The following is a 23,892-nucleotide window of genomic DNA, read 5'->3' as shown; positions in this document are numbered from 1 at the left end:
CGTACCGAAGCGGGGACGGGATAGGCGAGCGGTAATGCGATTGACGCGTCCCGCCGATTTGAAGAAAGTTACTTCCTAATCGCAATTTAGACGAGGACGTATTGCCGTTCCTGGACGCCACCGAAAGCGCCGGATTCCGATTCGACCGCAATGCCGCGGGCGGATGGCGTCCGAATGCTAGCTATCGCTTTAGCCGCGCGATCGTTATCGCTAGATCGATCTTGCGTCGTTCCATGCGGCGTATATGCTGACCGAATAAGAGGGTGATACGGACCATCCCCAAACCCAAAGCCCGGCAGGTCTTGGAAATGCTCGAAGGAGGTGCGCCATGTCTTCGAATCGCTGGTTCAAGCCGTTGTGGATCGCCGGGTTGGTTTCGATCGCCTGCGCTTGCACGCCGATGGGCGCGGGCGCCCCGTCGGGTAACGCAGCCAATGCAGCCAATACGGGCGTCTCTGTCGGCGCCGGTTGCCGGGCGCCCGACGGCAGCATGGTGGCCGACGGTACCATCGTGTCCAAGTGCACGCTGCCGAATCAACCGATCAGCCGGTGTCCCAGCTATACCTGCCAACGTTGCACCAGCGGCCAATGGGGTGGCGAGTATTCATGCCGGCTCCAGTAAGCGCATTCATTTTCACCGGCGGCTACGTGCAATTTCGCTTGCCTTGGGTAATGGGCCGCATACTGAGGCGAAAGACGATTGAATTGAATACGGCATCTGGCGCAAACCGCATTCCCCCTGTAATGTAACGCCGCCGGCGATTTCGGCAATCGGCGGCGAAAAGGATAGCGGGTTTATCCGCTTGCGGCCGCGCCGCGGCCGATTTTATAAAACGACGTTAAGTATTCATTGAACACAACGAGGGGAAAGTAATGTCCAAGTTAGCAGGTTCGCTGCGTCACAAGGGCGAGCGGCGATACCACTTCATGATGCTCGTGCTCGGCCCGATCCTTTGGGCGCTCGTGCTTTCATGGGTATGGAAGTATTGGGACGCTCCGAAGCTAGGGCACTATGTCCAGCTCTACGTCGCGTATTTCGTCGGCTTCACGGTCTTCATGTTGCTGATGAGCGCCGCGTACCGCGCTTCGGCATTCGGGAACATGGTCCTCGTCGGGCCGAACCAATTCCCCGAGCTGCATCAAATGGTGGTCGACGGTTCGCGGGAGATCGGCTTGAGCAAGGCGCCGACAACGTTCATCTACAACTCGAACGGCCTATTCAACGCGTTTGCGCGGCGTCTGTTGGGCGGGCGGTACGTGTTTCTCACGTCGGCGCTGGTCGAAGCGAACAACGATGCCCAGGTGCGCTTCGTGATCGGCCATGAACTCGGGCACCATGCGGCCGGCCACTTGAACCCTTGGCTCAATACGCTGAAGCTGCCCGCGCATATCGTGCCGTTTCTCGGAAAGGCCTATTCGCGATCGCGCGAATACACGTGCGACACCATCGGCGCGTACCTGTCGAAGGATGCGCATGCTTCGCGCGGCGCGTTGCAGATGCTCGGGTGCGGCTGCCGGCGCTTGAACCCTCAGATGAACTGCGAGGCATTTGCCGCGCAGGAAGCCATGGTGCCTCCGATCTTCGGCTTTCTGACCGAGATCAACCGCACGCACCCGCGCTTGACGCGTCGCGTCGCCGCGATCGGCGCGGGCGTGACGCAAGCGCAAAGCGGTATGCCGGAGTTCATCGGGGACGCCGAACCGCGATTCATGCGCAGCACCGGCCGCTAAGGAAGCCGGAACGATCGCGCGGGTCGTGAGACACTGCGGGGGCACATGTTAGCCCGCATACGGGCGACGAAATCCAATCGATCATGGCCAAGCCCGTGCCCAAGCCGCCCGAACGCAAGACCCCGCGCTTCGATCTCGCGCATTGGGTGCCCGCGATCTCGATGTTGCGAGACTATCGGCGCGCCTGGCTTGCCAAGGATCTATTCGCCGGGCTCGTGCTCACCGCGATGCTGGTGCCGGTCGGGATGAGTTATGCGGAGGCAGCCGGCTTGCCGGTCCTCACGGGGCTTTATGCCTCGATCGCGGCATTGATCGGGTACGCGGTTTTCGGTCCGAGCCGGATTCTCGTGTTGGGCCCGGATTCGGCGCTCGCCGCGCTGATCGCCGCCACGGTATTGCCGCTCTCGTCGACAGGCGCGGCCCACACCGTCGCGCTCGCATCGATGCTGGCCACCATGGCCGGTGCCGCATGCGCGCTGTTCGGCCTCATGAAACTCGGCTTTGTTTCCGATCTGCTCTCCGACCCGATCCGGTACGGATACCTGAACGGCATCGCCGTCACATTGGCGGCGGGCCAGTTGCCCCAACTGCTCGGGTTTTCGGGGGGCGGCGGGAGTTTCCTCGGCGATGTGTTGAACGCTTATCAGGCCCTGCTCACCGGCCAAATTCAAGTCGCGACCGCCGCGATCGGCTTGGCCTGCGTCGCCGTGATCCTGGCGCTACGCACGCTCGCACCGGGCCTGCCGGGAATATTCATCGTATTCGTCATCGCGGCGGGCGCCGGTTGGTGGCTGCGCCACGCGTATCAGGTGCTCGTACCGGTGATCGGCGCGATTCCTTCTGGATTGACGTTGCCACGCCTACCGAGCGTGTCCTGGCCTGAGATTCGCCGCTTATCCGGCGGCGCGGTGGCCATCGCGCTGGTCTCGTTCGCCGACATCAGCGTTTTATCGCGCGTATTCGCGTCGCGCGCGGATCGGAATGCCGACCGGAACCAGGAACTCATCGCGCTCGGGGCGGCGAATCTGCTAGCAGGCTTTTTGCAGGGGTGCCCGGTGACCAGCAGTTCCTCTCGTACGCCCGTTGCGCAAGCCGCCGGTGCGCAAACACAGGTGACCGGCATCGTGTCGGCCCTGTGCATCGCGGCGCTCCTGCTCTTCGCGCCCAGCCTCCTCGCGCATGTCCCGCATGCGGCATTGGCGGCCGTCGTCATCTGCGCATCGATCGCCGTCATGCAAATTCGGAATGTGGCGCGGCTGTATCGCCGAAGACGCAGCGAGTTTGCGATTTCGCTGTTGTGTCTTCTGGGCGTGGTTCTGCTCGGTGTGGTGCAAGGCATCTTCCTCGCAGTGGGGCTGGCGCTGCTCTCGTTCGTCTGGCGCGCCTGGCATCCCTACGACGCCGTACTCGGCCGAGTGACCGGTGTGCGCGGCTATCACGATGTCACGCGCCATCCGGATGCCCGCCAAATGCCGGGGCTCGTGCTGTTTCGCTGGGATGCGCCGCTGTTTTTCGCCAACGCGAACATCTTCTCCGACCATCTACGGCGCGCCATCGCGCAAGCGCCAAGCGAAGTGCAATGGGCGATCGTGGCGGCCGAGCCCATTACGGATATCGACGTGACGGCGGCGGACGTGCTCGACGTTTTGCACGACGAATTACGTGCCGAAGGCGTTCGGCTGTGCTTCGCGGAGATGAAGGGGCCAGTCAAAGACCTGTTGCGCCAATACGGACTATTTCAAAAATTCAGCAATACCGCGCCGTTTTTTGCGACGGTCGGCGAAGCCGTCGAACATTGTGTCGCCTCGCGCGGTAGCCCGCGCTCGCCTAAGCGTTGACCGAGCGTTGACCGAGGGCGGTCTCGATATGTGATACGAATTGCCGGCGAATTGCGCCCTTCTTAAGCTGGAGATAAGGCGGCTCGGGCAAGATCCACGCGTTCATTTCTCTTCAGGGAGTAGCTAATGTCCGCCGTCGCACGATATGACAGCGAGACCTACGGGCGGGTCGCGCGTTTTCTTCATTGGTTGGTCGTGGTACTGATCGCGGCGCAATTTGTCGTGGGATGGACCATGCCCGACATTCACCGGGACACCCAGCCGGTCGGCCTGATCGCATGGCATTTGATCATCGGCACGGCCCTGATTTTGGCCATGGCCGTTCGCGTCGTCTGGCGCCTCACGCATCGGCCGCCTCCGGGCGATTTGCCGCCGCTGCTCGATACGGTTTCGCGCGCCACGCACTTCCTGCTTTATGCCGCGCTGATCGTGGTGCCGCTGCTGGGCTGGGCCAATGCGTCCTCGCGGGACTGGGCGTCGACGCTTTCCGGTGCGCTGCCGTTGCCACCGATCGCGGCCACCGGCTCGAACGTGGCGCATGAGATGGGCGACGTTCATGGCGTCCTCGCTTGGGTGCTGCTCGCGCTGATCGTCATGCACGTCGGCGCGGCGCTGTTCCATCGCTTCGTGCGCAAAGACAAGGTTCTCGAGCGAATGATGGGGTGACGTGCCGCAGGCGCGCGGGCTCGACGTTCTTTGGCTCGCGCGCATGCGGATGCGGCGCTAGGCATGGCGGCGGCGCTTGACGTGCGTCAAGCGCTGCCGGCCCGCCCACAGCACAATGAAAGGCTGAAGGCGGGAGGTCCATCGTGGCGACGCTCGCGATCTTGTTCGTCGTGGTGCTGCTGATCAATTTAATGCCGGCGTTCGCGCCCCCCACATGGATGGCCATGTCGTGGATGGGGTTCAACGTGCCGGCGGGCAAGCCGTTCGTTTTTGCTTTGGTCGCCGCCGGCGCGGCGACGATCGGCCGGATCATTTTGGCCACGTTTGCCCGCGCGCTCGTGCGCGGGCATTGGATGCGCGATTCCGATCGGCAAAATATCGACGTCGTCAAAGCTTGGCTCGAGCGGCATAAGCGCCTCACCGTCGGCGCGTTTTTCGTTTATTCGCTGAGCCCCTTTCCCTCGAACTATTTGTTTATCGCTTATGGCCTTTCGGGCTTGCCGCTTATCAATATCGCGGCGGCTTTTTTCGTGGGCCGCACAGCGAGCTATACGGTGTGGGCCTATCTCGGTCGATTCGTTTCCGCGCGCATCGACCCGGAGACGCAATTCGAAGGCGGCTATTTGAGTGGGTATTTCATCGTCACCCAGTTGATTTTGCTCGGGCTCGTGTATCTGCTGACCAAGGTGGATTGGAAGGTGCTCTTCGACGAGCGGAAGCTGGCGTGGCGGCGCTCGGTCAAACTCACCGCGCATGCCGCGCGCGGCCGGACCACGCGACGGTGAGTTCAACGGCCAAACAACGCGTGGGAGCCGGCGCGTAGCCGGTGACGACCATTTACCGTACGGAAGTTCAGATGAAGACCGAACCCCTCTTCGACGATGCGGAGCATACCGAGCATTCTCCGGCCGAGCGTGCCGCGGCAGCGTCCCGCAGCACTTGGGTCAGCGTCGCCGTCAATCTTTGTCTGACCTTCGGCCAGGTGGCGGCGGGGATCGTCTCGGGCTCGCAGGGCCTCGTCGCCGACGGCATCCACTCGCTGTCGGATCTCGTGGCCGACTTCGTCGTCCTGTTCGCCAGTCATCACGCCAGAAAGGGCGCGGATGAAGCGCATCCATACGGTCATCAACGTTTCGAAACGGCCGCATCGCTTGCGCTAGGCGTCATCTTGGCCGCGGTGGGTATCGGCATGCTATGGGCGGCGCTGCGCAAACTGGCCGATCCGGGATCGGTCGAGCGCGTTCACATGGCGGCGCTATGGATTGCGATCGGTGCGCTCATCGCGAAGGAGCTGCTGTTTCGTTACATGCTGGCGGTCGCCAAGCTCGTGAAGTCGAGCATGCTCGTGGCCAACGCGTGGCATGCCAGGTCGGACGCCGCCTCCTCGCTGGTCGTGGGTGTGGGCATCGTCGGCAACCTCGCGGGCTTTCCCATCCTCGATCCGATCGCGGCGCTGATCGTGGGCCTGCTCGTGCTGAAGATGGGGTGGAGCTTCGGCGTGGACGCGCTGCACGATCTGATGGACCGCTCGGCCGACGAGCAAGAGGTGAACGCGATCCGGCAAACGCTGCTCGCGACGCCCGGCGTCATCGGCGTACACGATCTGCGCACGCGCAAGATGGGCGACATGATCGTCGCCGACGTCCATATCGAGGTGGACGCCGCGATTTCCGTGGAAGCCGGGCACGACATCGCGGTGGCGGCGCGTCAACATGTCTTGACGCGCCATCGCGTGCTCAATGTCATGACGCACGTGGACCCGCGCAGGCGCGGCGTCAGCGAGGCGGCCGCCGCCGTTTAGGACCTTTACATCCGTTTACACCGCTTCATGCTCTAGAGAGTTGGCCAGTCGACGTCGACCTTCAACCCGCCTAGCGCATCGGATCGACGAACCTCGAGCGAGGCGCCATGCACGCGGGCAATGCGCCGCACGATCGACCACCCAAGCCCACTGCCGCTTTCGCCGCTGCCCGGTGCACGGAAGAAGCGGTCTCCGAGTCGGCGCATGTCGGCGTCCGATAGGCCCGGTCCACTGTCTTGTACGGTCATGACGACGTGGCCGCTGCGATCTCGGATCGACACCGAAATGCGTGCCCCGGCGGGGCTATAACGCAGTGCATTGTCGACGAGGTTGCGAATGAGCGAGGCAAGCAGCACCGCGTTGCCCATCACGACACATCGCTCGGGCGCGTCGAGTTCGAGCTGCTGCGATTTGCGGATTGCGCCGGGCGCGAGGTCTGCGAGAACCTGCTTGGCCAGCGCGCCAACATCGACATCCACCGCGCCTTCCGTCGTTGCACCCGCATCGAGCCGAGACAACAGCAACAATTGCTCGACGAGGTGCACCGCGCGGTCGCAGCCTTCCAGCACGGCCGAGAGCGCGTGCCGGCGAAGCGCCGCGTTGTTTTCGCACAGGGCCACTTGCGCCTGCGCTTTGATTGCCGCGATCGGCGTGCGCAGTTCATGCGCCGCGTCGGCCGTGAACCGCCGCTCCGCATCGAGTACGGCGCGAATGCGATCGAACAAGCGGTTCAGTGCATCGAGCATCGGCGCCATTTCCTTTGGCGCGCGGTCCATGCGCACCGGGTCCAACGCACGCGGATCGCGCCATGTCAGTAAGCGCCCCAGGTCCCGCAACGGTGCGGTGCCGCGTCTGACCGCCCACCAGATCGCGAGCGCCAGAACCGGCAGTGCGCCGGCCATCGGCCAGAAGGCGCTGCGCATCACCGCGAGCAGTATCGACGTGCGCGTATCGAGCCGCTCGCCCACGAACACTTCGGTGTCATGCTGCGTCCCGGGCGTGGCAAACACCCGCCAGGCTTCGCCGCCGATCTCGACGGTCCAAAATCCCGGCGCGCGCGCGGCATCGGCGGGCACCATCGGTTGCGCGGGGGCGTTGGCGGAATGGATGCCGAGGTGGCCTTCGTGAAAAACCTGGAAGACGACCTTGGGCGCATACGGGTGCAAGATCGGCGCGTCGAGTGCTTCGTCGCTGTCCGCCGCTTGTGCCTGTTGCATGACGAGCAGCGCGGCCGCTTGCGCGAGATGACTATCGAGCAGCCGATCGATTTCGCGCCTCGAGTCGTGCCAGGTGAGTCCGCTCGCCAGCAGCCAGACGATCGCGATACCCGCCGTTACGAGTACCAGCAGGCGTCCTTGCAGTGAGCGGGGCATCATCGTGTTTCGCCGCTGCATTCCGGCAGCAGCACGTAGCCGACGCCGCGCACGGTGCGGATCAGGTCGCTGCCCAGCTTCGTACGTAGGCGATGCACGTGAACTTCGACCGCGTTGCTTTCGACTTCCTGCCCCCAGCTATACAAGTGCTGCTCGATGACTTCGCGCGACAGCACGCGGCCCGCATTGAGCATGAGCACGTGCAGTAGGTCGAACTCGCGCGTCGAAAGCGGGACGGGTACGCCTGCGCGGTACACCGTCCGCGATGCCGGCTCCAGCACGACGTCCTGCGCTTCGAGCCGCTCGGTGGGCTGACCGTGCGCGCGGCGCACGAGGGCACGTAGCCGCGCGCCGAGTTCGTGCAAATCGATCGGTTTGACAACGTAATCGTCCGCGCCGATATCGAGCCCCTGGATGCGATCGGCGATAGTGTCGCGTGCCGTGAGTACGAGGATCGGAAGCTCGACCCCGGCGCGGCGCACGTGACGCAATACGTCGAGACCGTCCAAGCGCGGCAGGCCGAGGTCGAGGACCGCCGCCGCGTAAGGCTGCGCGCGCAACTCGCGCTGCGCGGCTTCGCCGTCGCGCACCCAGTCGACTTGAAAGCCTTGTTGACGCAAGCTGGCCCGTACGCCGTCGCCTAGCAAAGCGTCGTCTTCGACAAGCAGTATCCGCACGACCAATGTGTCCTATCGTTTGAACTCAGTCGTCGCGGTCGGCGTTGGTCCGCCGGTCCGTCACGGCGCCCGTGGACGAATTGCTGGCCGGCGCCTGCGGGGCCGATTGCCATTGCGTCCACCACCAGGCGATCACGCCCGCGACTAAGAGTGCGGCGACCCCCCAGCGCGCGGAACGAACCCCTTCGTTCGTCTCGCCCGACTTGTAACCGGTGATCATCGGCCGGACGAGGTTTTCGCGGTGCACGACGCTGCTACCCAAGACCGCGGCGACGTGAAGCGCGACCAGCGCGAGCATTGCGTTGGCAACGCCCTCATGCAGTTCCTCGAACCATTCCCCACCGGCGCCGTTATAGACCGCCCACCCGGTCGAGCCGATCGCCAATGTCATGAGCAGCATGGCGAGAATCGCGATGGCGCCGGCCGGATTGTGACCGACGTAGCGTTCGGGCTGGTGTTTGAGCAGGCTCGTGAGGTAGCGGACCACGGCGGCCGGCGAGCGCACGAACGTGGAGAAGCGCGCGTACCGTGTGCCCATAAGGCCCCAGATCACGCGAAAGCCCACGAGTCCCACCATCGTGTAGCCCAGCGTCACGTGCAGCAGACGCCATCGCTCGCTTTCCGCCGTCAGCCAGGCCCCCGCGAACGAGGCGACCATGAGCCAATGGAAGACGCGCACCGGGGCGTCCCACACGAGAATTCTCACCGTAGCGGTTGTGCGCGCCTCGTGTTCAGCGCGGGATGCGGACGTATCGTTCATCGAAGTTTCCTTGATCGGCGCGGGTATGACAGGCGGCGCAGTTCGACGCGCTCTTGATGGAGGCGCGTTGCCATGTCGACGCGGATACTTCTTCGTGCGTCGCGATGAACCACGAGGAACGCGTAATGCGATCCTGCGGCGGCGCGCTCGCCGCACGCCCCGTGCTCGCGGCGTGCGCGGTGAGCCAGCCTTCGAGCTGCTTCACGGAAGCAGCGTCCAACGACGCATTGGTGCCGAAGTGATGGTCGAGGTTATTGAGGATGCGCCGCCACGATTGCGCGGGCAGCATGCCCGGCGGATACGCGACGTGACAAGCGGCGCACTCCTGCCGGTAGAGCGGATGGGGCGTAACGGCGGCGGCGGCCGGGTGCTCTTCGTCGGCCAGCGTTAGGCTTGGCAGAGCGGCCACGGCGAGCACGGAGAACGCGAATCCAACCACGCGAGCAAGTCCGGTGTTCATCTGACGTTCCTTCACGAGTGCGGTGAGTTCGGGCGCTTTTGCGCGCTATCGTTTGAGCGTGATGAGCCAGCTCAGAACGTCGGCCTTTTCCGGCGCCGAGCATTCGCGGCCGACGACGTCCATGCAATTGCGTCGAAACCACTTTTCGACCTTGGCGGATTGCGTGAAGCGCGCGGGGTTGAAGGCCGGGGCCAACGGCTCGATCGCCTTGCCGGTGGCCGCGTGTTTTCCGGTGCCGGTCGGCGTGGCGCCGTGACACGTCGCACAGGCCCACTCGCGGCCGTGCCGATTGGTGAAGAATTGTTGGCCGCGCGCGGGGTCGGGCGCTGCGCCCGATTGGGCCGCATAGCCGCTCAAGATTTGCTCGGGAGATTGCGCATAAGCGAGCGAAACGCCGGCGGTTGCAATCAAACCGCCAACGCACAGAGCGCGAAGTGCGCGCAGGCGCGCGAACGTGAGCATCGTGAATCCCCCAATCCGAATGAATGCTCTCCATATTTGGGCCGCTTGCTTACCGGATTCTTAACGCCGATACCTCGATCATTTTCGGCCGCCGGTGGGGGCGAGCGTTGACTTGCGTCAAGGTGGGACCGCCGCCGCGTCGGCGCCGTTGCCGCAGCGATTCGTGTGAGGAAAACGATGGTGGCGGCGATACTAGTACCGCCGCTAGCCTTGTTACGTCTGGCGGCCGCGAGAACAATGCGTGCACGACTTTCTTGTTCTCCGAGGCATTCAACATGAAGAAAAAAGCAGTGGGACTCATGCTTGGCATGGCGTTGCTCGCAACGGGCAACGCGAAGGCGCAGGGCCTTACGATCGATCGTGTTCAACTGACGAACGATTCGTTCGACAACGCCCAAGTATCGGGCCAATTCGGCTGCCACGGCCAGAACGTTTCACCGTCGATTCGGTGGTCGGGCGAGCCGGACGGAACACGGAGCTACCTGCTGACGATGCGCGATGCCGACGCGCCGACCGGCTCGGGCTTTTGGCACTGGGTGGTGGCGGATATTCCCGCATCCGTTCACGCCATCGCCACCGGTGCGGGTAACGATGCGTCGCAGTTGCCCGAGGGGGCGCTTGCCGTCAAAAACGATCTCGGCCATGCGGGCTATCTCGGGCCGTGCCCGCCGCAAGGCGAAACGCATCGCTATATCGTCACGCTCACGGCGTTGAAGATCGCGAAGCTGCCGGTGGATGCGAACGCGACGCCGGCTGTCGTTGGATTTGTCGCGCACTATCAGGCGCTTGCGCAAGCAACGGCGACGATCCGCATGAAGCGATAGCGCGGTTGGCAAGCGCAGGCGTTGCAGCCGGGCGCGTCTGAACTCTTCTCGCGGCGATGGTACATTAGGGGCCCAACTCGAAAACATCGGGCGCGCAGCGCATTGCCGCCCGATAGGCGACCGGTTCGCAAGCCGGCGCCGTTGTGTCCAGCAATGCACGTCCCGGACACAGGAGACAAACATGGACGTCCGGCAGCGCGATCACATCGAAACGGTGGTCCTGACGACCACCGGCCAGCCCCCGGTAGCCGCGCGGATGCACGATGCGGTGATCCAGAGCTCGTGGCACCGGTGCGTGCACGAGTACGGTCTCGATCCGACTCGGATGCAGGAGGCGCGCATCGTTCCCGCCCAACGCCTGCGCGAGCATCAGCAGCGCATCGACGATTTCGCGCGCATCGCGCGCTACGGCCTCGAAACGCTGTACGGCCAAGTGGCCGGGACGGGGTACGTCGTGCTGTTGACGGATGTCGATGGCGTTGCCGTCGACTACCTGGGCGACGACGGCGCGGACGCGGGATTGCGCCGGGCCGGCCTTTACCTGGGCGCCCAATGGAGCGAGAAAGGCGCGGGTACTTGCGCCGTCGGCACTGCGCTCGCGACCGGCCACGCGTTGACCGTCCATCGGGCCGATCATTTCGATGCCACCCATATTCCTTTGACTTGCACCGCCGCGCCGCTCTTCGATTCGCAGGGGCGGCTCCATGCGATCTTGGACATCTCCGCGTTGAGCTCGCCGCTCACGAAGGACAGCCAGACGTTCGCGCTGTACCTCGTGCGGACCTACGCGAGCCGAATCGAGGACGCGTATTTCCTGCGGCGCCACCGGCGCGACTGGATCCTCAAGCTGAGCCCCGCGCCCGAGTTCATCGACGTCGCGCCCGAGTATCTGATCGCCCTCGATGAGAACGGCTGTCTCGTCGGCCACAACCGCCGAGCACAGCAAATGTTGATGGCCGAAGCCGGGTTCGACTCGATGCAATCGTCGCTGCTCGGCATGCGATTCGACGCATTGTTCGCGTTGGCCCCGGAGCAACTGGGACGCTTCGTGTATTCGCGTCCGAGCGAGGAGCGCGTCGTGCGCTTGAGCCGCAGCGCAAAGCGCCTCTATCTGAGCGCCATGCCGCCGATGGTGCCGTTGCAAGCAGACACGGTCAGCAACCGGCAAGCGTCGTTGCCGGCCGAACTGGCATCGCTATCGGGCGGCGACGAGGCGTTGCAGCGGCAATTGCACCTAGCGGCGAGGCTCGTGGACGCGCCCATCAATCTGCTCATCAACGGAGAAACGGGCAGCGGCAAGGAGTACTTCGCGCGTGCCCTGCATCGAGCCAGCGCGCGTCGCAATGGCCCCTTCGTCGCGGTCAATTGCGCGGCGATCCCGGAAACGCTGATCGAGAGCGAACTGTTCGGGCACTTGCCCAACAGCTTCTCGGGGGCAGGGCCGAAAGCCAAGCGCGGGTTGATCCAGGAGGCCGATGGGGGAACGCTATTCCTCGACGAGATCGGCGACATGCCGAGGGAACTGCAATCGCGCTTGCTCCGCGTACTGGCCGAAGGCGAAGTGCTCGCGATCGGTGCTTCGCGTCCCGTGCCGGTCGATGTGCGTGTGATCTCGGCCACGCACCATCCGCTCGACGCATTGATCGGGGACGGACGCTTTCGCGAGGATCTCTATTACCGCTTGAACGGCGCGCGGCTCGTATTGCCGCCGCTGCGCGAGCGTAGCGACCTCGATTGGCTGATCGACAAATTCCTCGTGCCGGGCTTTACCGTGTCCGATTCGGCTAGAGCGCAACTACGCCGCCATCGCTGGACGGGCAACTTGCGCGAACTGCGCAATGCCATCGAGTACGCGCGCGCGGTCTGCAATGACGGACAGATCGAAGCGCGCGATCTGCCCGAAGGTATCGGCGGGCAGGGGGCCGATTCCGCTGACGCCGCCCGTCTCACTCCTTCCACTCCCGAAGCGGGCCCCGTCGAACGCGACGCGCTCGACGCCGAGTGCGCGCTTCTCACCCAACACCTGCGCGCCCATGGCTGGAACCTGAGCGCCGTCGCGCGCGAACTCGGAATCAGCCGCATGACGTTGTACCGGCGTATGGCGCGTCACGGTATTCAATCGCCGAACCGTACCGATGCGGTCTCCGTGCGCCGAGAGTGACGCGCAGCGCCGATCGCGGCGCGACCACGCGAGCGCGCTAGCGATACGCCTGTCAATCGCGATACATCTGATGCTGTGACACCTGTCACGCCCACAGCGTCGGGCGCGCGTTTTTGCGCTCTGTCTTGGGGGTAATCCCGGAGGTTTTCGCGCCTCGATGGCAGGGATGCGCATGGCATACCTATTGCATTTGAGCCTGTCGATACCAATACATTAGGAGACAGGCATGCGCGAACCCTCACCGGTTCGTCCGCCCGTGGTCGGCATCATTGCGAACCCCGTTTCGGCCCGCGATATCCGCCGTGTCGTGGCCAACGCCAACAGTCTGCAATTGGCCGACCGAGTCAACATCGTGCTGCGCGCGATGGCGGCGCTGGGCGCGTGCGGCGTGACGCGCGTATCGATGATGCCCGATCGCGAAGGCTTGATGCCGATGCTCGAGCGGCATTTGAAGCGCGAACGAGCGGCATCGGCGAGCGATCAAGTCTGGCCGCGATTGGAGTGGCTCGCGATGCCCGCGGCGGGGCGCGTCGACGATACGCTGCGTGCCGCCCGCATGATGCGCGAGGCCGCGGTCTCCGCCATCGTCGTGCTCGGTGGCGACGGTACCCATCGCGCCGTGGTGCGCGAGTGCGGACAAATTCCCATCGCCGGTTTATCGACCGGTACCAACAATGCCTATCCCGAGCTGCGCGAGGCCACCTTGGCGGGGCTCGCGGTGGGACTGTATGCGATGGGCCGCATCGCGCCCGATACGGCGCTCGCCTACAACAAGCGATTGGACGTCAGGCTCAATGCGCGCGACGCAGCCGTGCGGCATGACATCGCATTGGTCGACATCGCCATCGCGCATGAACACTATATCGGCGCCAAAGCGTTGTGGCGAACCGATTCGCTCGCCGACGTTTACATGGCCTTTGCCGAGCCCGAGGCGATCGGCTTATCGGCCATCGGCGGCATGCTCGCGCCCGTGGGCCGGCGTGAGAGCGGCGGTCTGCACGTACAAGTGGCGCCGTCCGAGCCGGGCGCGATTCGATCCGAGGCGGCCGAGCCTTTATTTCATCTGCATGCGCCGATCGCGCCGGGCTTGATCCAGCCCGTGCCTGTATACGGCTGGCATCGCCTCGTCGATGGCGAGCCGGTGACCGTGCGCCGGCGCGGAGGCGTAATCGCGTTGGACGGCGAGCGCGAGATCACGTTCGGTCCGAACGATCGATTGACGATCACGTTACGCGAACGCGCGTTCCGCAGCATCGCGGTAGCCGATTGCCTGCGCTATGCCGCCACGCATGGATTGTTGCGCGCGCAACTTTCAGCGCCGATCGGCGCGAGCGCCGCGGCCCTCTGACTTCTTCCACACCCTGAAACGACAACCATCAAAGGAGACACGCATGACAGCGAAACCCGCAGCCCTACCGCTGGGCCGTTCAGAATTGCTCGACTGTTATCGCAGGATGCGCACGATTCGCGACTTCGAGGAGCGGCTGCACGTCGACTTCTCTCGCGGCGACATCCCCGGCTTCGTGCATTTATACGCCGGCGAGGAAGCGGCCGGCGTCGGCATCTTGCACCATCTGCACGACGGCGACCGCATCGCCAGTACGCACCGAGGCCACGGCCACTGCATCGCCAAGGGCGTGGATGTGATCGGCATGATGAAGGAGATCTACGGCAAGACCGGCGGCTCTTGTAACGGCAAGGGCGGCTCGATGCACATCGCCGATCTATCGAAAGGAATGATGGGGGCCAACGGCATTTTGGGCGCCGGTGCGCCGTTGGTCTGCGGCGCCGCGCTGGCCGCGAAATTCCGCGGCAAGGGAGAGGTGGGCATCACCTTCGCGGGCGATGGCGCTTCCAACCAAGGCACCTTCCTCGAAAGCCTGAACTTGGCCGCGGTCTGGAATCTACCCGTCATCTTCGTCATCGAAAACAACGGCTATGCCGAGGCGACCGCGCGCGAGTACGGCACGGCCGTCGATAGTTATGTCGATCGTGCGGCGGGATTCGGCATTCCGGGTGTCACCGTGGACGGTACCGACTTTTTCGCCGTGCACGAGGCCGCCGGCGAAGTGATTCGACGCGCCCGCGAAGGCGGCGGCCCGTCGCTGCTCGAATGCAAGATGGTTCGCTTTTACGGCCACTTCGAAGGCGACGCTCAGACCTACCGGGCGCCCGGCGAGCTCGACGAGATTCGCGCGCATCGCGACTGCTTGAAGATTTTCGCGGCGCGCGTCACCGAAACCGGCGTGCTCACGCGGGGCGAACTCGACGATATCGATCACGAGGTAGCGGCGCTGATCGAGCGCGCCGTGCAAGAGGCGAAGGCGGCCGAACATCCGAAGCCGGCCGATCTGCTGACCGACGTCTACGTGAAGTACTGAACAGCGAACCCGACGAATCAAAGGAAATACGCATCATGGCCCGCAAACTCAGCATGAAGATGGCGATCAACGAAGCGATCGACCAGGAAATGACGCGCGACCCGAGTGTGATCATGCTCGGCGAAGACATCGTAGGCGGCGCCGGCGCCGAGGGCGAGAAAGACGCCTGGGGCGGCGTGCTCGGTGTGACCAAGGGCTTGTACGCCAAGCACGGCGACCGGCTGCTCGATACGCCGCTCAGCGAAAGCGCCTACGTGGGCGCGGCGATCGGTGCCGCGGCGTGCGGAATGCGCCCGATCGCCGAACTGATGTTCATCGATTTCATGGGCGTGTGCTTCGACCAGATCTTCAATCAGGCGGCGAAGTTCCGCTATATGTTCGGCGGCAAGGCCGAAACGCCCGTGGTGATCCGCTGCATGGTGGGCGCGGGCTTCCGTGCGGCCGCGCAGCATTCGCAGATGTTGACCCCGCTGTTCACGCACATCCCCGGGTTGAAGGTGGTATGCCCCAGCACGCCGTACGACACGAAGGGGTTGCTGATTCAATCGATCCGCGACAACGACCCCGTGATCTTTTGCGAGCACAAGAACCTCTACGGATTCGAGGGCGACGTGCCGGAGAACTCGTATGCGATTCCGTTCGGCGAGGCCAATGTCGTGCGCGACGGCAAGCACGTATCGATCGTCACGTACGGGCTGATGGTGCACCGTGCGCTCGACGCTGCCGCACAGCTTGCCAAGGAAGGTATCGAAGCGGAAGTGATCGATTTGCGTACGCTCTCGCCGCTCGATATCGACACGGTGCTCGAATCGGTCGAGAACACCGGTCATCTCGTGGTGGTGGACGAAGCGAGCCCGCGCTGCAATATCGCCACGGACATCTCGGCGCAAGTGGCGCAACGCATTTTCGGCGCGCTCAAGGGGCCGATCGAGATGGTGGCGCCGCCCCACGTGCCGGTCCCGTTCTCGCCGACGCTCGAGGATCTGTACATCCCGAGCAGCGCGCAGATCGCCGAGGCTGCGCGTCGTACGCTGGGCAAGGGAGGGAAGCACTGATGGGCGCACAGATCATCCCTATCGTCATGCCCAAGTGGGGCTTGGAGATGCGCGAAGGCACCGTGCAGGATTGGCTCGTGAAGGAGGGCCGGCGCATCGAAGTGGGCGAGGCGCTGGTGGACGTCGAGACCGACAAGATCTCGAATGCCGTCGAAGCGACCGATGCCGGGTTGCTGCGCCGGATCGTCGGGCAAAGCGGCGAGACGCTGCCCGTGAAGGCGCTGCTCGGTGTGCTCGCCGAGAGCGAGGTGAGCGATGCGGAAATCGAGGCCTACATCGCCGCCTATGAAGTGCCGGCCGCCGGCGGCGACGAAGGCGAAGCGGGGCCGTCGTTCGAGTATGCGGACGTCGACGGCATTCGCGTTCGCTATGCAAGGCGAGGACCGGAGCAGGGTACGCCGGTGCTGTTCATTCACGGCTTCGGCGGCGATTTGAACAATTGGTTGTTCAACCTCGATGCGATCGCCGAGAAGCACCCGGTCATCGCACTCGATCTGCCCGCGCACGGCCAGAGCCAAGCGAAATTGCCCGGTGCGTCGATAGCCGCGTTAGCCGAGTTCGTCCTGAAGTTCCTGCGCGCCGCCGAGGTGACGGGACCCGCGCATCTCGTGGGGCACTCGATGGGGGGCGCGATTGCGATCCAGATGGCGGTGAGCGCACCGGCGCGCGTGGCCAGTTTGGCGCTCGTCAGCCCGGCCGGACTCGATACGGCGATCAACAGCGGTTATACCGACGGCTTCGTGCAGGCGCAATCGCGGCGCGAATTGAAGCCGTTGCTGGAGCAGCTCTTTGCCGATCCGGAGTTGGTGAGCCGACAGATGGTCGACGACATGCTCAAGTTCAAACGTATGGACGGCGTCGAACCGTTGCTCGCGGAACTGGGCACGGCGTTGTTCGGCGGCGGCAGGCAATCGGCGATGCTCGCGGACGAGCTCGCGGCACTCGATAAGCCGATGCTCGTGTTGTGGGGGAACGAGGATCGGGTGATTTCATCGACGCAGGCAGCGAATGCGCCGCCCCATGCCAAGGTGATTCGATTCGATGCGACGGGTCACATGGCCATGCTCGAAAAAGCCAGCGAAGTGAATGCCGCTTTGCAACGTCATCTGTCCGGCGGTTGATGCTTGGCGTTCCCGGCCGCTTGAATGCGGCCGGCCCTTGAATCGCTTCTTCACGCTTTTTTCTCGGCGATTCGTTTGTGCCGTTACAAAACCTATGGAGACACGTCATGACCTCTTCGACCGCTACTCGCCGCGGCACGATGCGCGCGGCCGTCTGGCACGGCCGGCACGACATTCGCGTCGAAACCGTTCCGCTGCCCGATGCGCCGCCCGAGGGCTGGGTGCAGATTCGCGTGCATTGGTGTGGGATCTGCGGTTCGGATTTGCATGAGTATCTGGCTGGCCCGGTGTTTATTCCCGTGGATACGCCGCATCCGCTGACGGGCATTCAAGGCCAATGCATTCTCGGTCACGAGTTCTGCGGCGAGATCGCGGCGTTGGGTCCCGGCGTACAAGGCTTTACCGTCGGCGAACGCGTGGCCGCCGACGCATGCCAGCACTGCGGCCATTGCTATTACTGCACGCATGGGATGTACAACATTTGCGAGAACCTTGCGTTCACGGGACTCATGAACAACGGTGCGTTCGCGGAGCTCGTCAACGTGCCGGCCAATTTGCTCTACAAGCTGCCCGATAACTTTCCGACCGAGGCGGGCGCGCTCATCGAGCCGTTGGCCGTCGGCATGCATGCCGTGAGGAAGGCGGGTAACCTGCTGGGACAGAACGTGGTCGTGGTAGGGGCCGGCACGATCGGTCTATGCACGATTGCTTGCGCACGCGCGGCCGGGGCTGCGCAGGTGGTCGCGCTCGAGATGTCGGCGGCCCGCAAGGCGCGCGCGAAAGCGGTGGGCGCGAGTCATGTGATCGATCCGTCCGCTTGCGACGCGTTGGCGGAGATCCGCCGTTTGACCGGTGGACTCGGTGCGGATGTCGGTTTCGAATGCATCGGCTACAAGGACACGGCGATGCTGGCGATCGATACCATCCGTAAAGCGGGTACCTGCGTGATGGTCGGCATTTTCGAGGAGCCGAGCAGCTTTAATTTCTTCGATCTCGTGTCGACTGAGAAGCATGTGATCGGCTCGCTTGCGTATAACGGGGAATTCGCCGACGTGATCGCATTCATCGCCGACGGCCGTATCGATGTCACGCCGTTCATCACCGGCAGGATTCAGTTGGAGGACATCGTGGACAAGGGCTTCGAACAGTTGGTCCACCACAAGGAGAACAACGTGAAGATCATCGTGTCGCCGGGAGAGAGGGCTGCGGCCTGACGATCGTTGGAGAGGCCTTTCGATGCAGATGCACGAGCCGTTCGATATTGTCGATTTCGAGGTGGGCGCCGACGATCCTCTCGCCGCGGAGCAGGCGTTGTTGTCGTTGGCGGCACAAGGCCGGCGCGTCGCTCACCTTTGGGAGGCGCCTCTTTCGCTCGTGGTGCCGCGCAGCTACCAACGCTACCCGGCACTCGAGGATGCGCGGGCGGAGTTCGCTAGGCGCGGCTGTCCGGTGTATCTGCGCATGTCGGGCGGAGGTTTGGTGCCGCAGGGTCCGGGGATCTTGAATTTGAGCTTGGCGTATCCGGTCCGCGGCACCGTGGGCGATTTTTCCGAGGCCGTTTATCGACACTTGTGCGAGCTATTGCGCAAGGCGCTCGGGACGCTGGGCGTGGAGACGCATTGGCAGACGGTGGAGGGCTCGTTCTGCGATGGGCGTTTCAACCTGGCGTGGGGACCACCGGACGACGCGCGCAAGATCGCCGGCACCGCGCAATATTGGCGTCGGCTGGAGGCGGCGTCGGAGGGGGCGTCGGCGCCGCTGCATGCAGTGCTCGCGCACGCGGTTTTGTTGGTCAGCGCCGATCCCGAGGAAATCAATCGGCGCGCCAATGCGTTCGAAGAGGCTATCGGTAGCGGGAAGCGGTATCTGGCTGGGCGAGTAGTGAGCGTCGAGCAGGCGCTGCGTGAAGCGGGGCGTGGTGAGATCCCGGCCGATCGGCTTGGACGGGCGGTGGTGGAGGCGTTACGGGTGGGATTATCGGCGAGGGATGGCGGCCCGCAGTCCCGTTGACGGCGGAATCGACCTTTGAGCGCAGCGCTCGGGCGGACGTTCGCAGGTGGTCGTCGGGGCTGCCCTCGAACCCGGACGAATACCAGAAATAGGTCGTGGCGCCTGCGGATACCCTTAACGAACCGGCTTGCTACTCGCGATGCGGTGTAGTCGAGAATGGTGCGCCAAGGTGATCGAGCCGACACCATAAACGGAGTGATAAGCTTATCGAAAGCTTATCACTCGACTGATAAGATTGTCGGCGGCGTGATTTGAGAAAGTGCGACGAAGCGGTGGCCTGGTTACGCAAGGCAGCGGGGTGCGGTTTTGGTAGACGACGAATGGCCGCCCGGCGGTTTCAGCCCTGGTGTTGACGACGGCTACACGCGAATCTGCAAAATCTATCTGGCGTGGACATCAAGGGGGAAGGTACATGCGTGACGCCGCCATCGACTTGCGTGCGTTTCCCGAGGAGCGCGACTTAATCGACCGTGCTGCCGGTCTGCTGGGCAAGAGTCGCTCAGATTTCATAGTGGAAACTGCGTGCGAGTGCGCGAAAGCCATTGTGCTGAACCAGGTCTTGTTCAGCCTTGATGAGGATAGTTTCCGGCAGTTTTCGGCATTGCTCGATGCGCCGGAAGGCGGTAACCATGGCCTTGACCGCCTGATGGCTATCGAGGCGCCTTGGAACACAGGCAGGGCATAAGCATGCGGTAGTCGACACCGCAGCCGCTCGCCGCAACGGATCAGCACTTTGGAAACCGCGTACGGCGACCCAGTGGCGCTCTCCGCAGGTAGAGCCGTGGGGAGGACGAGTCCAGAGACAAAAAAGCCGCTGAACCTTGCGGAACAGCGGCTTTTTCTTGAAGCTGGTGGCGAATCAGGGAGGGGCCTTCTGCACCCGACCCCATTGACGCTTCCCTTATAAATCAAAGGTTTGCAAAAATTGCCGTGCCGCGCTTTGTACCGGGCTTTTGTACCAGAATCGGTGTTGCGCCGCAAGTCAAATGACACGGTGTCGCGCCGTAAGCGGGGGCTGCTACCCCGAATTTGGCTGCGGAGGCCGAAGCCTATCGGGCGTGGTGAAATTGCCCAAGGTCGCTTACGGAGAATGGGGAATCGACTGCTAAGCCGCGAGCCTATCCCCCTGACGCCCGTGGACGGTCAGAGCGCGCCCTCAACGCTTCATAGAGCTGGGCCGGCCCGAGCAAAATGTCCTTAAGTCCCTCGCGCACCCGCTCAGAGCCCAACGCCTGCGTGCTCATGGTGTTGTGCGCCTCGAGTGCGTCCAGGATTGCGTGTAGCAGCGCGTCCTTCAGGTCCGGCGAGCTAGCGAATTGCTTCTTGCTGTTGCTCATCGCCTGCTGGACGAGCATTTCGTTCCCAAGCAGCTTACCATTCAGCACGCCTCTCACGTACACGAACTGGTCGTCATCGGTCGAGTCTCCTTCGGGCAGTCCATTCGCTTCCTCGATGATTTCATTCAGATAGGCCTTCGTCCCGAACAGCACCGCTGCCGACGTCGTTCATCGGCGACAGCTTGGGAGATTCGTCGACCTTCACGTTCGTCGGATACCGCCCGACGTTACGTAGGCTTTGGTGCGGTCGACTGAACCATTGCGCATCTCAGCATTTGTAAGTCCGCGTTGCGATGCGACGAGTAAAATCAGCCCATCAATTCACATCAGCACCATCACATTCTTACAAAATCGCTACATGAACCAAGACCTGAAAAGGACTCTTTGGGCGACCGCCGACAAGCTGCGCGCAAATATGGACGCGGCCGAATACAAGCATCTTGTCCTTGGCCTCATCTTCCTCAAATACATTTCCGACACCTTCGCCGCCCGCCGGGCCGAGCTGACCAGCCGCTTTGCCGACGAGGCCGACGAGTACTTCCTCCACGACTCCGACGACGAACTGCTCGCACAGGAACTGGAAGACCGCGACTACTACAAGGAAGTCAACGTTTTCTGGGTGCCCGAGTCAGCCCGTTGGGAGAACCTGCGCGGCGCGGCAAAGCAGACCGACATCGGAAAGCGTATCGACGAGGCGCTTGCCGAAATCGAGGGGGAGAACCCCAAGCTCAAGGGCATCCTCGACAAGCGCTACGCCCGGGCGCAGCTGCCCGATGGCAAGCTCGGGGAACTGGTCGACCTGATTTCCACCATCGGCTTTGGCGAGAATGCCAGCCAGGCTCGGGACGTACTCGGCCAAGTCTATGAATACTTCCTTGGCCAGTTCGCTAGTGCGGAAGGCAAGAAGGGGGGCCAGTTCTACACGCCGGCTTCAATCGTCAAGACGTTGGTCGCCGTGCTCGCGCCTCATCATGGCAAGGTCTATGACCCTTGCTGCGGGTCCGGTGGCATGTTTGTCCAGTCGGAGAAGTTCATTGAGGCCCATGGCGGCAAACTCGGCGACGTATCCATCTACGGGCAAGAGTCCAACCCCACCACGTGGCGACTGGCGGCCATGAACCTGGCCATCCGGGGCATCGATTACAACCTGGGCCTGGAGCCGGCGGACACGTTTGTGCGCAACCAGCATCCGGACCTGCGCGCCGATTTCATCCTGGCCAATCCGCCGTTCAACGTTAGCGACTGGTGGCACGGCAGCCTGGAGGGAGACCCGCGCTGGGTCTACGGCACGCCGCCGCAGGGCAATGCGAATTATGCCTGGCTGCAGCATATGCTGTATCACCTGAAGCTCAACGGCCGGGCCGGCATTGTGCTCGCCAACGGCTCCATGAGCTCTAGTCAGAATAGCGAAGGGGATATCCGGCGGGCTATGGTGGACGCTGACGTGGTGGAAGTCATGGTCGCTTTGCCGGGGCAGCTTTTCTTCAACACCCAGATTCCAGCCTGCCTGTGGTTCTTGGCCAAGCAGAAGACGGCGCGCAGGGGCGAAGTGCTCTTCATCGATGCCCGCAAGCTGGGCATCATGATTAGCCGGGTTCAGGCTGAGCTGACTGACCAAACCATCGACAGGATTGCCAACACCGTCGCCGCTTGGCGTGGTGAGGCTGGTGAAGGCATCGGCGAGTACGAGGACATTCCCGGCTATTGTCGTAGCGTGAAGTTGGCGGAGATTGCCGAGCACGGTCACGTGCTGACTCCGGGGCGCTATGTCGGCGCCGAAGAAGTCGAAGATGACGATGAAGCCTTCGCCGAGAAGATGCAGAAGCTCACGGAGAAATTGGGCGAGCAGATGGCGAAGGGAGCCGAACTGGACCAATTGATTCGGCAGAAACTGGGGGGGCTGGGGTATGAAGTCTGAACACCTCCGGCCCAGTGTGGGGGATGTTGTCTCCCTTCAACGTGGCAACACGTATAAGAGCGCAATGCTCGGTTTGCCAGGCCCGGTCCTGCTTGGGCTCGGAACGATTCAACGCGACGGCGGTTTTCGTGGCGATTCGCTTAGAACGTACGGGGGAGAGTCAGCCGAGAAACTGCTTGTACACCCTGGCGAGTTGTATGTATCTCTTAAGGACGTTACACAATCGGGTGACCTCCTTGGCGCTGTAGCAAGAGTGCCTCGCACGGTAACTTTGGGCCGCCTTACGCAGGATACAGTCAAGCTCGTGGTAGAAAACGCGGATTATCCGTTGTCACTGCTTTACTGGGCCCTTCGTTCTCCGCAGTATCGAGCGTATTGCCGAGAACGAGGCACAGGAACGACAAACTTGGCTCTTAGTCGCGAGGACTTCCTGTCATTTGTTTTGCCTGGGCCAACCCCGGGGCGGGTGGCTCTGGTGACCTTGCTTGAGCATCTTGAGGAGCGTATCACCCTCCTGCACGAAACCAGTGCCACGCTGGAAGCTGTCGCCCAAGCCCTGTTTAAGTCCTGGTTCGTCGATTTCGACCCCGTCCGCGCCAAGCAGGAGGGACGTGTACCGGAAGGGATGAGCGATGCTGCCGCTGCGCTGTTTCCGGAGGCGTTTGAGGAATCGAAATTGGGGTTGGTGCCGAGCGGGTGGGGTGTAAAGCCCGTGAACGAAATGGTCGAGGGTATTTATGATGGCCCGCATGCCACGCCGCCAGAGGCAAGCGATGGCCCCATCTTTCTTGGTATCAAAAACCTCACGGGAACTTGCCTAGATTTCTCTGACGTCCGGCATATTGATGAGAAAAACTGGGCACAATGGACTCGTCGGGTAATTCCCCAGGTTGGTGACATCGTATTTAGCTATGAGGCGACTCTCGGCTTCTTTGCTCTGATTCCGCCTGATATGCGTTGCTGTTTAGGTCGAAGGTTGGCTCTTGTTCGACCACTGGCGACGGGTGGTTGTGCTCATTTCTGGTTTCACCAGTTTGTCGCAACACCGTTTCAGCGCTTGCTTGATAAGCACACCGTCCACGGAGCTACGGTAAACCGAATAGCCCTCAAGGAATTTCCGACTTTTGAGGTGTTGGTGCCGAGCGAAGAGTTGCGTGTTTTGTTCGACGGAGCCGTGGCCCCCCTGTGGGCCAAGATACACGCTAACCAGAAACAGGTTGAAGCTCTATCGGGCCTTCGGGATGCGCTTCTCCCTTGCCTGATTTCTGGTCAACTTAGCCTCGGTGAGGTAGAAGCAGAAACCCTCGCAGCCTGAAG

The 23,892-nt window shown here is 62.9% G+C and carries 23 protein-coding genes; 17 read left to right on the top strand and 6 right to left on the bottom strand.

Features of this window, described 5'->3' with window-relative positions; all coding sequences use genetic code 11:
• The first annotated feature begins 328 nt into the window (after window positions 1-328).
• The 6 genes from C0Z18_RS07975 to C0Z18_RS07950 all read left to right on the top strand — a co-directional run bounded on the left by C0Z18_RS07975 (window position 329) and on the right by C0Z18_RS07950 (window position 6,036).
• Window positions 329-622, top strand: a complete 294-nt coding sequence (locus C0Z18_RS07975) for a hypothetical protein (protein ID WP_102644866.1) — start codon at window positions 329-331, stop codon at window positions 620-622.
• A gap of 251 nt (window positions 623-873) precedes the next feature.
• Window positions 874-1,731, top strand: coding sequence for a M48 family metallopeptidase (locus tag C0Z18_RS07970; protein ID WP_102644865.1), 858 nt, complete (start codon window positions 874-876; stop codon window positions 1,729-1,731).
• Window positions 1,732-1,814: 83 nt separating this feature from the next.
• Window positions 1,815-3,569, top strand: a complete 1,755-nt coding sequence (locus C0Z18_RS07965; protein WP_102644864.1) for a SulP family inorganic anion transporter — start codon at window positions 1,815-1,817, stop codon at window positions 3,567-3,569.
• A 126-nt stretch (window positions 3,570-3,695) separates the two neighbouring features.
• Entirely contained in the window at window positions 3,696-4,235 is a 540-nt protein-coding gene (locus tag C0Z18_RS07960; RefSeq protein WP_102644863.1) for a cytochrome b, read from the top strand.
• A 143-nt stretch (window positions 4,236-4,378) separates the two neighbouring features.
• Entirely contained in the window at window positions 4,379-5,020 is a 642-nt protein-coding gene (locus C0Z18_RS07955; protein WP_102644862.1) for a hypothetical protein, read from the top strand.
• A gap of 71 nt (window positions 5,021-5,091) precedes the next feature.
• Window positions 5,092-6,036, top strand: coding sequence for a cation diffusion facilitator family transporter (locus tag C0Z18_RS07950; RefSeq protein ID WP_102645051.1), 945 nt, complete (start codon window positions 5,092-5,094; stop codon window positions 6,034-6,036).
• A 32-nt stretch (window positions 6,037-6,068) separates the two neighbouring features.
• Here C0Z18_RS07950 and C0Z18_RS07945 read toward each other — a convergent pair whose 3' ends face one another.
• From C0Z18_RS07945 to C0Z18_RS07925, 5 genes are read right to left on the bottom strand one after another with little or no spacing between them, the layout of a single operon-like run.
• Complete coding sequence (locus C0Z18_RS07945; RefSeq protein ID WP_102644861.1) at window positions 6,069-7,412, bottom strand: ATP-binding protein; 1,344 nt, start codon at window positions 7,410-7,412, stop codon at window positions 6,069-6,071.
• Window positions 7,409-8,086 carry a response regulator gene (locus tag C0Z18_RS07940; RefSeq protein ID WP_102645050.1) on the bottom strand — a complete coding sequence of 226 codons (678 nt, stop codon included), beginning with the start codon at window positions 8,084-8,086 and terminating at the stop codon, window positions 7,409-7,411. Before C0Z18_RS07940 ends, C0Z18_RS07945 begins: the two co-directional genes overlap by 4 nt.
• Before the next feature lie 25 nt (window positions 8,087-8,111).
• Entirely contained in the window at window positions 8,112-8,846 is a 735-nt protein-coding gene (locus C0Z18_RS07935) for a cytochrome b/b6 domain-containing protein (RefSeq protein ID WP_102644860.1), read from the bottom strand.
• The gene (locus C0Z18_RS07930; protein ID WP_102645049.1) at window positions 8,818-9,306 is read right to left on the bottom strand and encodes a diheme cytochrome c; all 489 of its coding nucleotides are present in this window, start codon (window positions 9,304-9,306) and stop codon (window positions 8,818-8,820) included. Before C0Z18_RS07930 ends, C0Z18_RS07935 begins: the two co-directional genes overlap by 29 nt.
• A gap of 45 nt (window positions 9,307-9,351) precedes the next feature.
• On the bottom strand, window positions 9,352-9,768 hold the full coding sequence (locus C0Z18_RS07925; protein WP_102644859.1) for a DUF1924 domain-containing protein: 417 nt from the start codon (window positions 9,766-9,768) through the stop codon (window positions 9,352-9,354).
• 275 nt (window positions 9,769-10,043) lie between these two features.
• Between C0Z18_RS07925 and C0Z18_RS07920 the strand changes: the two genes are divergently transcribed.
• From C0Z18_RS07920 to C0Z18_RS07880, 9 genes are all read left to right on the top strand, one after another.
• On the top strand, window positions 10,044-10,592 hold the full coding sequence (locus tag C0Z18_RS07920) for a YbhB/YbcL family Raf kinase inhibitor-like protein (protein WP_233217235.1): 549 nt from the start codon (window positions 10,044-10,046) through the stop codon (window positions 10,590-10,592).
• 181 nt (window positions 10,593-10,773) lie between these two features.
• The gene (locus C0Z18_RS07915; protein WP_102644858.1) at window positions 10,774-12,753 is read left to right on the top strand and encodes a sigma-54-dependent Fis family transcriptional regulator; all 1,980 of its coding nucleotides are present in this window, start codon (window positions 10,774-10,776) and stop codon (window positions 12,751-12,753) included.
• A gap of 226 nt (window positions 12,754-12,979) precedes the next feature.
• Window positions 12,980-14,101 (top strand): ATP-NAD kinase family protein, encoded by a 1,122-nt coding sequence (locus C0Z18_RS07910; RefSeq protein WP_102644857.1) that lies wholly within the window; start codon window positions 12,980-12,982, stop codon window positions 14,099-14,101.
• Between the two features lie 43 nt (window positions 14,102-14,144).
• Window positions 14,145-15,134 (top strand): thiamine pyrophosphate-dependent dehydrogenase E1 component subunit alpha, encoded by a 990-nt coding sequence (locus C0Z18_RS07905; protein WP_102644856.1) that lies wholly within the window; start codon window positions 14,145-14,147, stop codon window positions 15,132-15,134.
• Window positions 15,135-15,169: 35 nt separating this feature from the next.
• Window positions 15,170-16,189 carry an alpha-ketoacid dehydrogenase subunit beta gene (locus tag C0Z18_RS07900; protein WP_102644855.1) on the top strand — a complete coding sequence of 340 codons (1,020 nt, stop codon included), beginning with the start codon at window positions 15,170-15,172 and terminating at the stop codon, window positions 16,187-16,189.
• On the top strand, window positions 16,189-17,310 hold the full coding sequence (locus C0Z18_RS07895; RefSeq protein ID WP_102644854.1) for an acetoin dehydrogenase dihydrolipoyllysine-residue acetyltransferase subunit: 1,122 nt from the start codon (window positions 16,189-16,191) through the stop codon (window positions 17,308-17,310). The genes C0Z18_RS07900 and C0Z18_RS07895 overlap by 1 nt, the downstream gene beginning before the upstream one ends.
• A gap of 140 nt (window positions 17,311-17,450) precedes the next feature.
• Window positions 17,451-18,524, top strand: coding sequence for a 2,3-butanediol dehydrogenase (locus C0Z18_RS07890; RefSeq protein ID WP_199189416.1), 1,074 nt, complete (start codon window positions 17,451-17,453; stop codon window positions 18,522-18,524).
• 22 nt (window positions 18,525-18,546) lie between these two features.
• The gene (locus C0Z18_RS07885; protein ID WP_408646976.1) at window positions 18,547-19,320 is read left to right on the top strand and encodes a lipoate--protein ligase family protein; all 774 of its coding nucleotides are present in this window, start codon (window positions 18,547-18,549) and stop codon (window positions 19,318-19,320) included.
• Between the two features lie 412 nt (window positions 19,321-19,732).
• Entirely contained in the window at window positions 19,733-20,005 is a 273-nt protein-coding gene (locus tag C0Z18_RS07880) for a type II toxin-antitoxin system TacA family antitoxin (RefSeq protein ID WP_102644852.1), read from the top strand.
• A 433-nt stretch (window positions 20,006-20,438) separates the two neighbouring features.
• Here the strand turns inward: C0Z18_RS07880 and C0Z18_RS07875 are convergent, their stop codons facing one another.
• On the bottom strand, window positions 20,439-20,810 hold the full coding sequence (locus C0Z18_RS07875) for a hypothetical protein (RefSeq protein ID WP_332888204.1): 372 nt from the start codon (window positions 20,808-20,810) through the stop codon (window positions 20,439-20,441).
• A gap of 205 nt (window positions 20,811-21,015) precedes the next feature.
• Here C0Z18_RS07875 and C0Z18_RS07870 point away from each other — a divergent pair, with 205 nt between their 5' ends.
• Window positions 21,016-22,575 carry a class I SAM-dependent DNA methyltransferase gene (locus C0Z18_RS07870; protein ID WP_102644851.1) on the top strand — a complete coding sequence of 520 codons (1,560 nt, stop codon included), beginning with the start codon at window positions 21,016-21,018 and terminating at the stop codon, window positions 22,573-22,575.
• Window positions 22,576-23,050: 475 nt separating this feature from the next.
• Window positions 23,051-23,890: a restriction endonuclease subunit S domain-containing protein gene (locus tag C0Z18_RS07865; protein WP_146013971.1), complete on the top strand. Its 840-nt coding sequence runs from the start codon at window positions 23,051-23,053 to the stop codon at window positions 23,888-23,890.
• The last annotated feature ends 2 nt before the right edge of the window (window positions 23,891-23,892 follow it).

Origin of the sequence: Trinickia dabaoshanensis (assembly GCF_002879885.1) — a bacterium.
Taxonomy (GTDB): Bacteria; Pseudomonadota; Gammaproteobacteria; order Burkholderiales; family Burkholderiaceae; genus Trinickia; species Trinickia dabaoshanensis.
The sequence above is the reverse complement of the archived record's forward strand: the minus strand, read 5'-3'. Positions and strand labels throughout refer to the sequence as shown.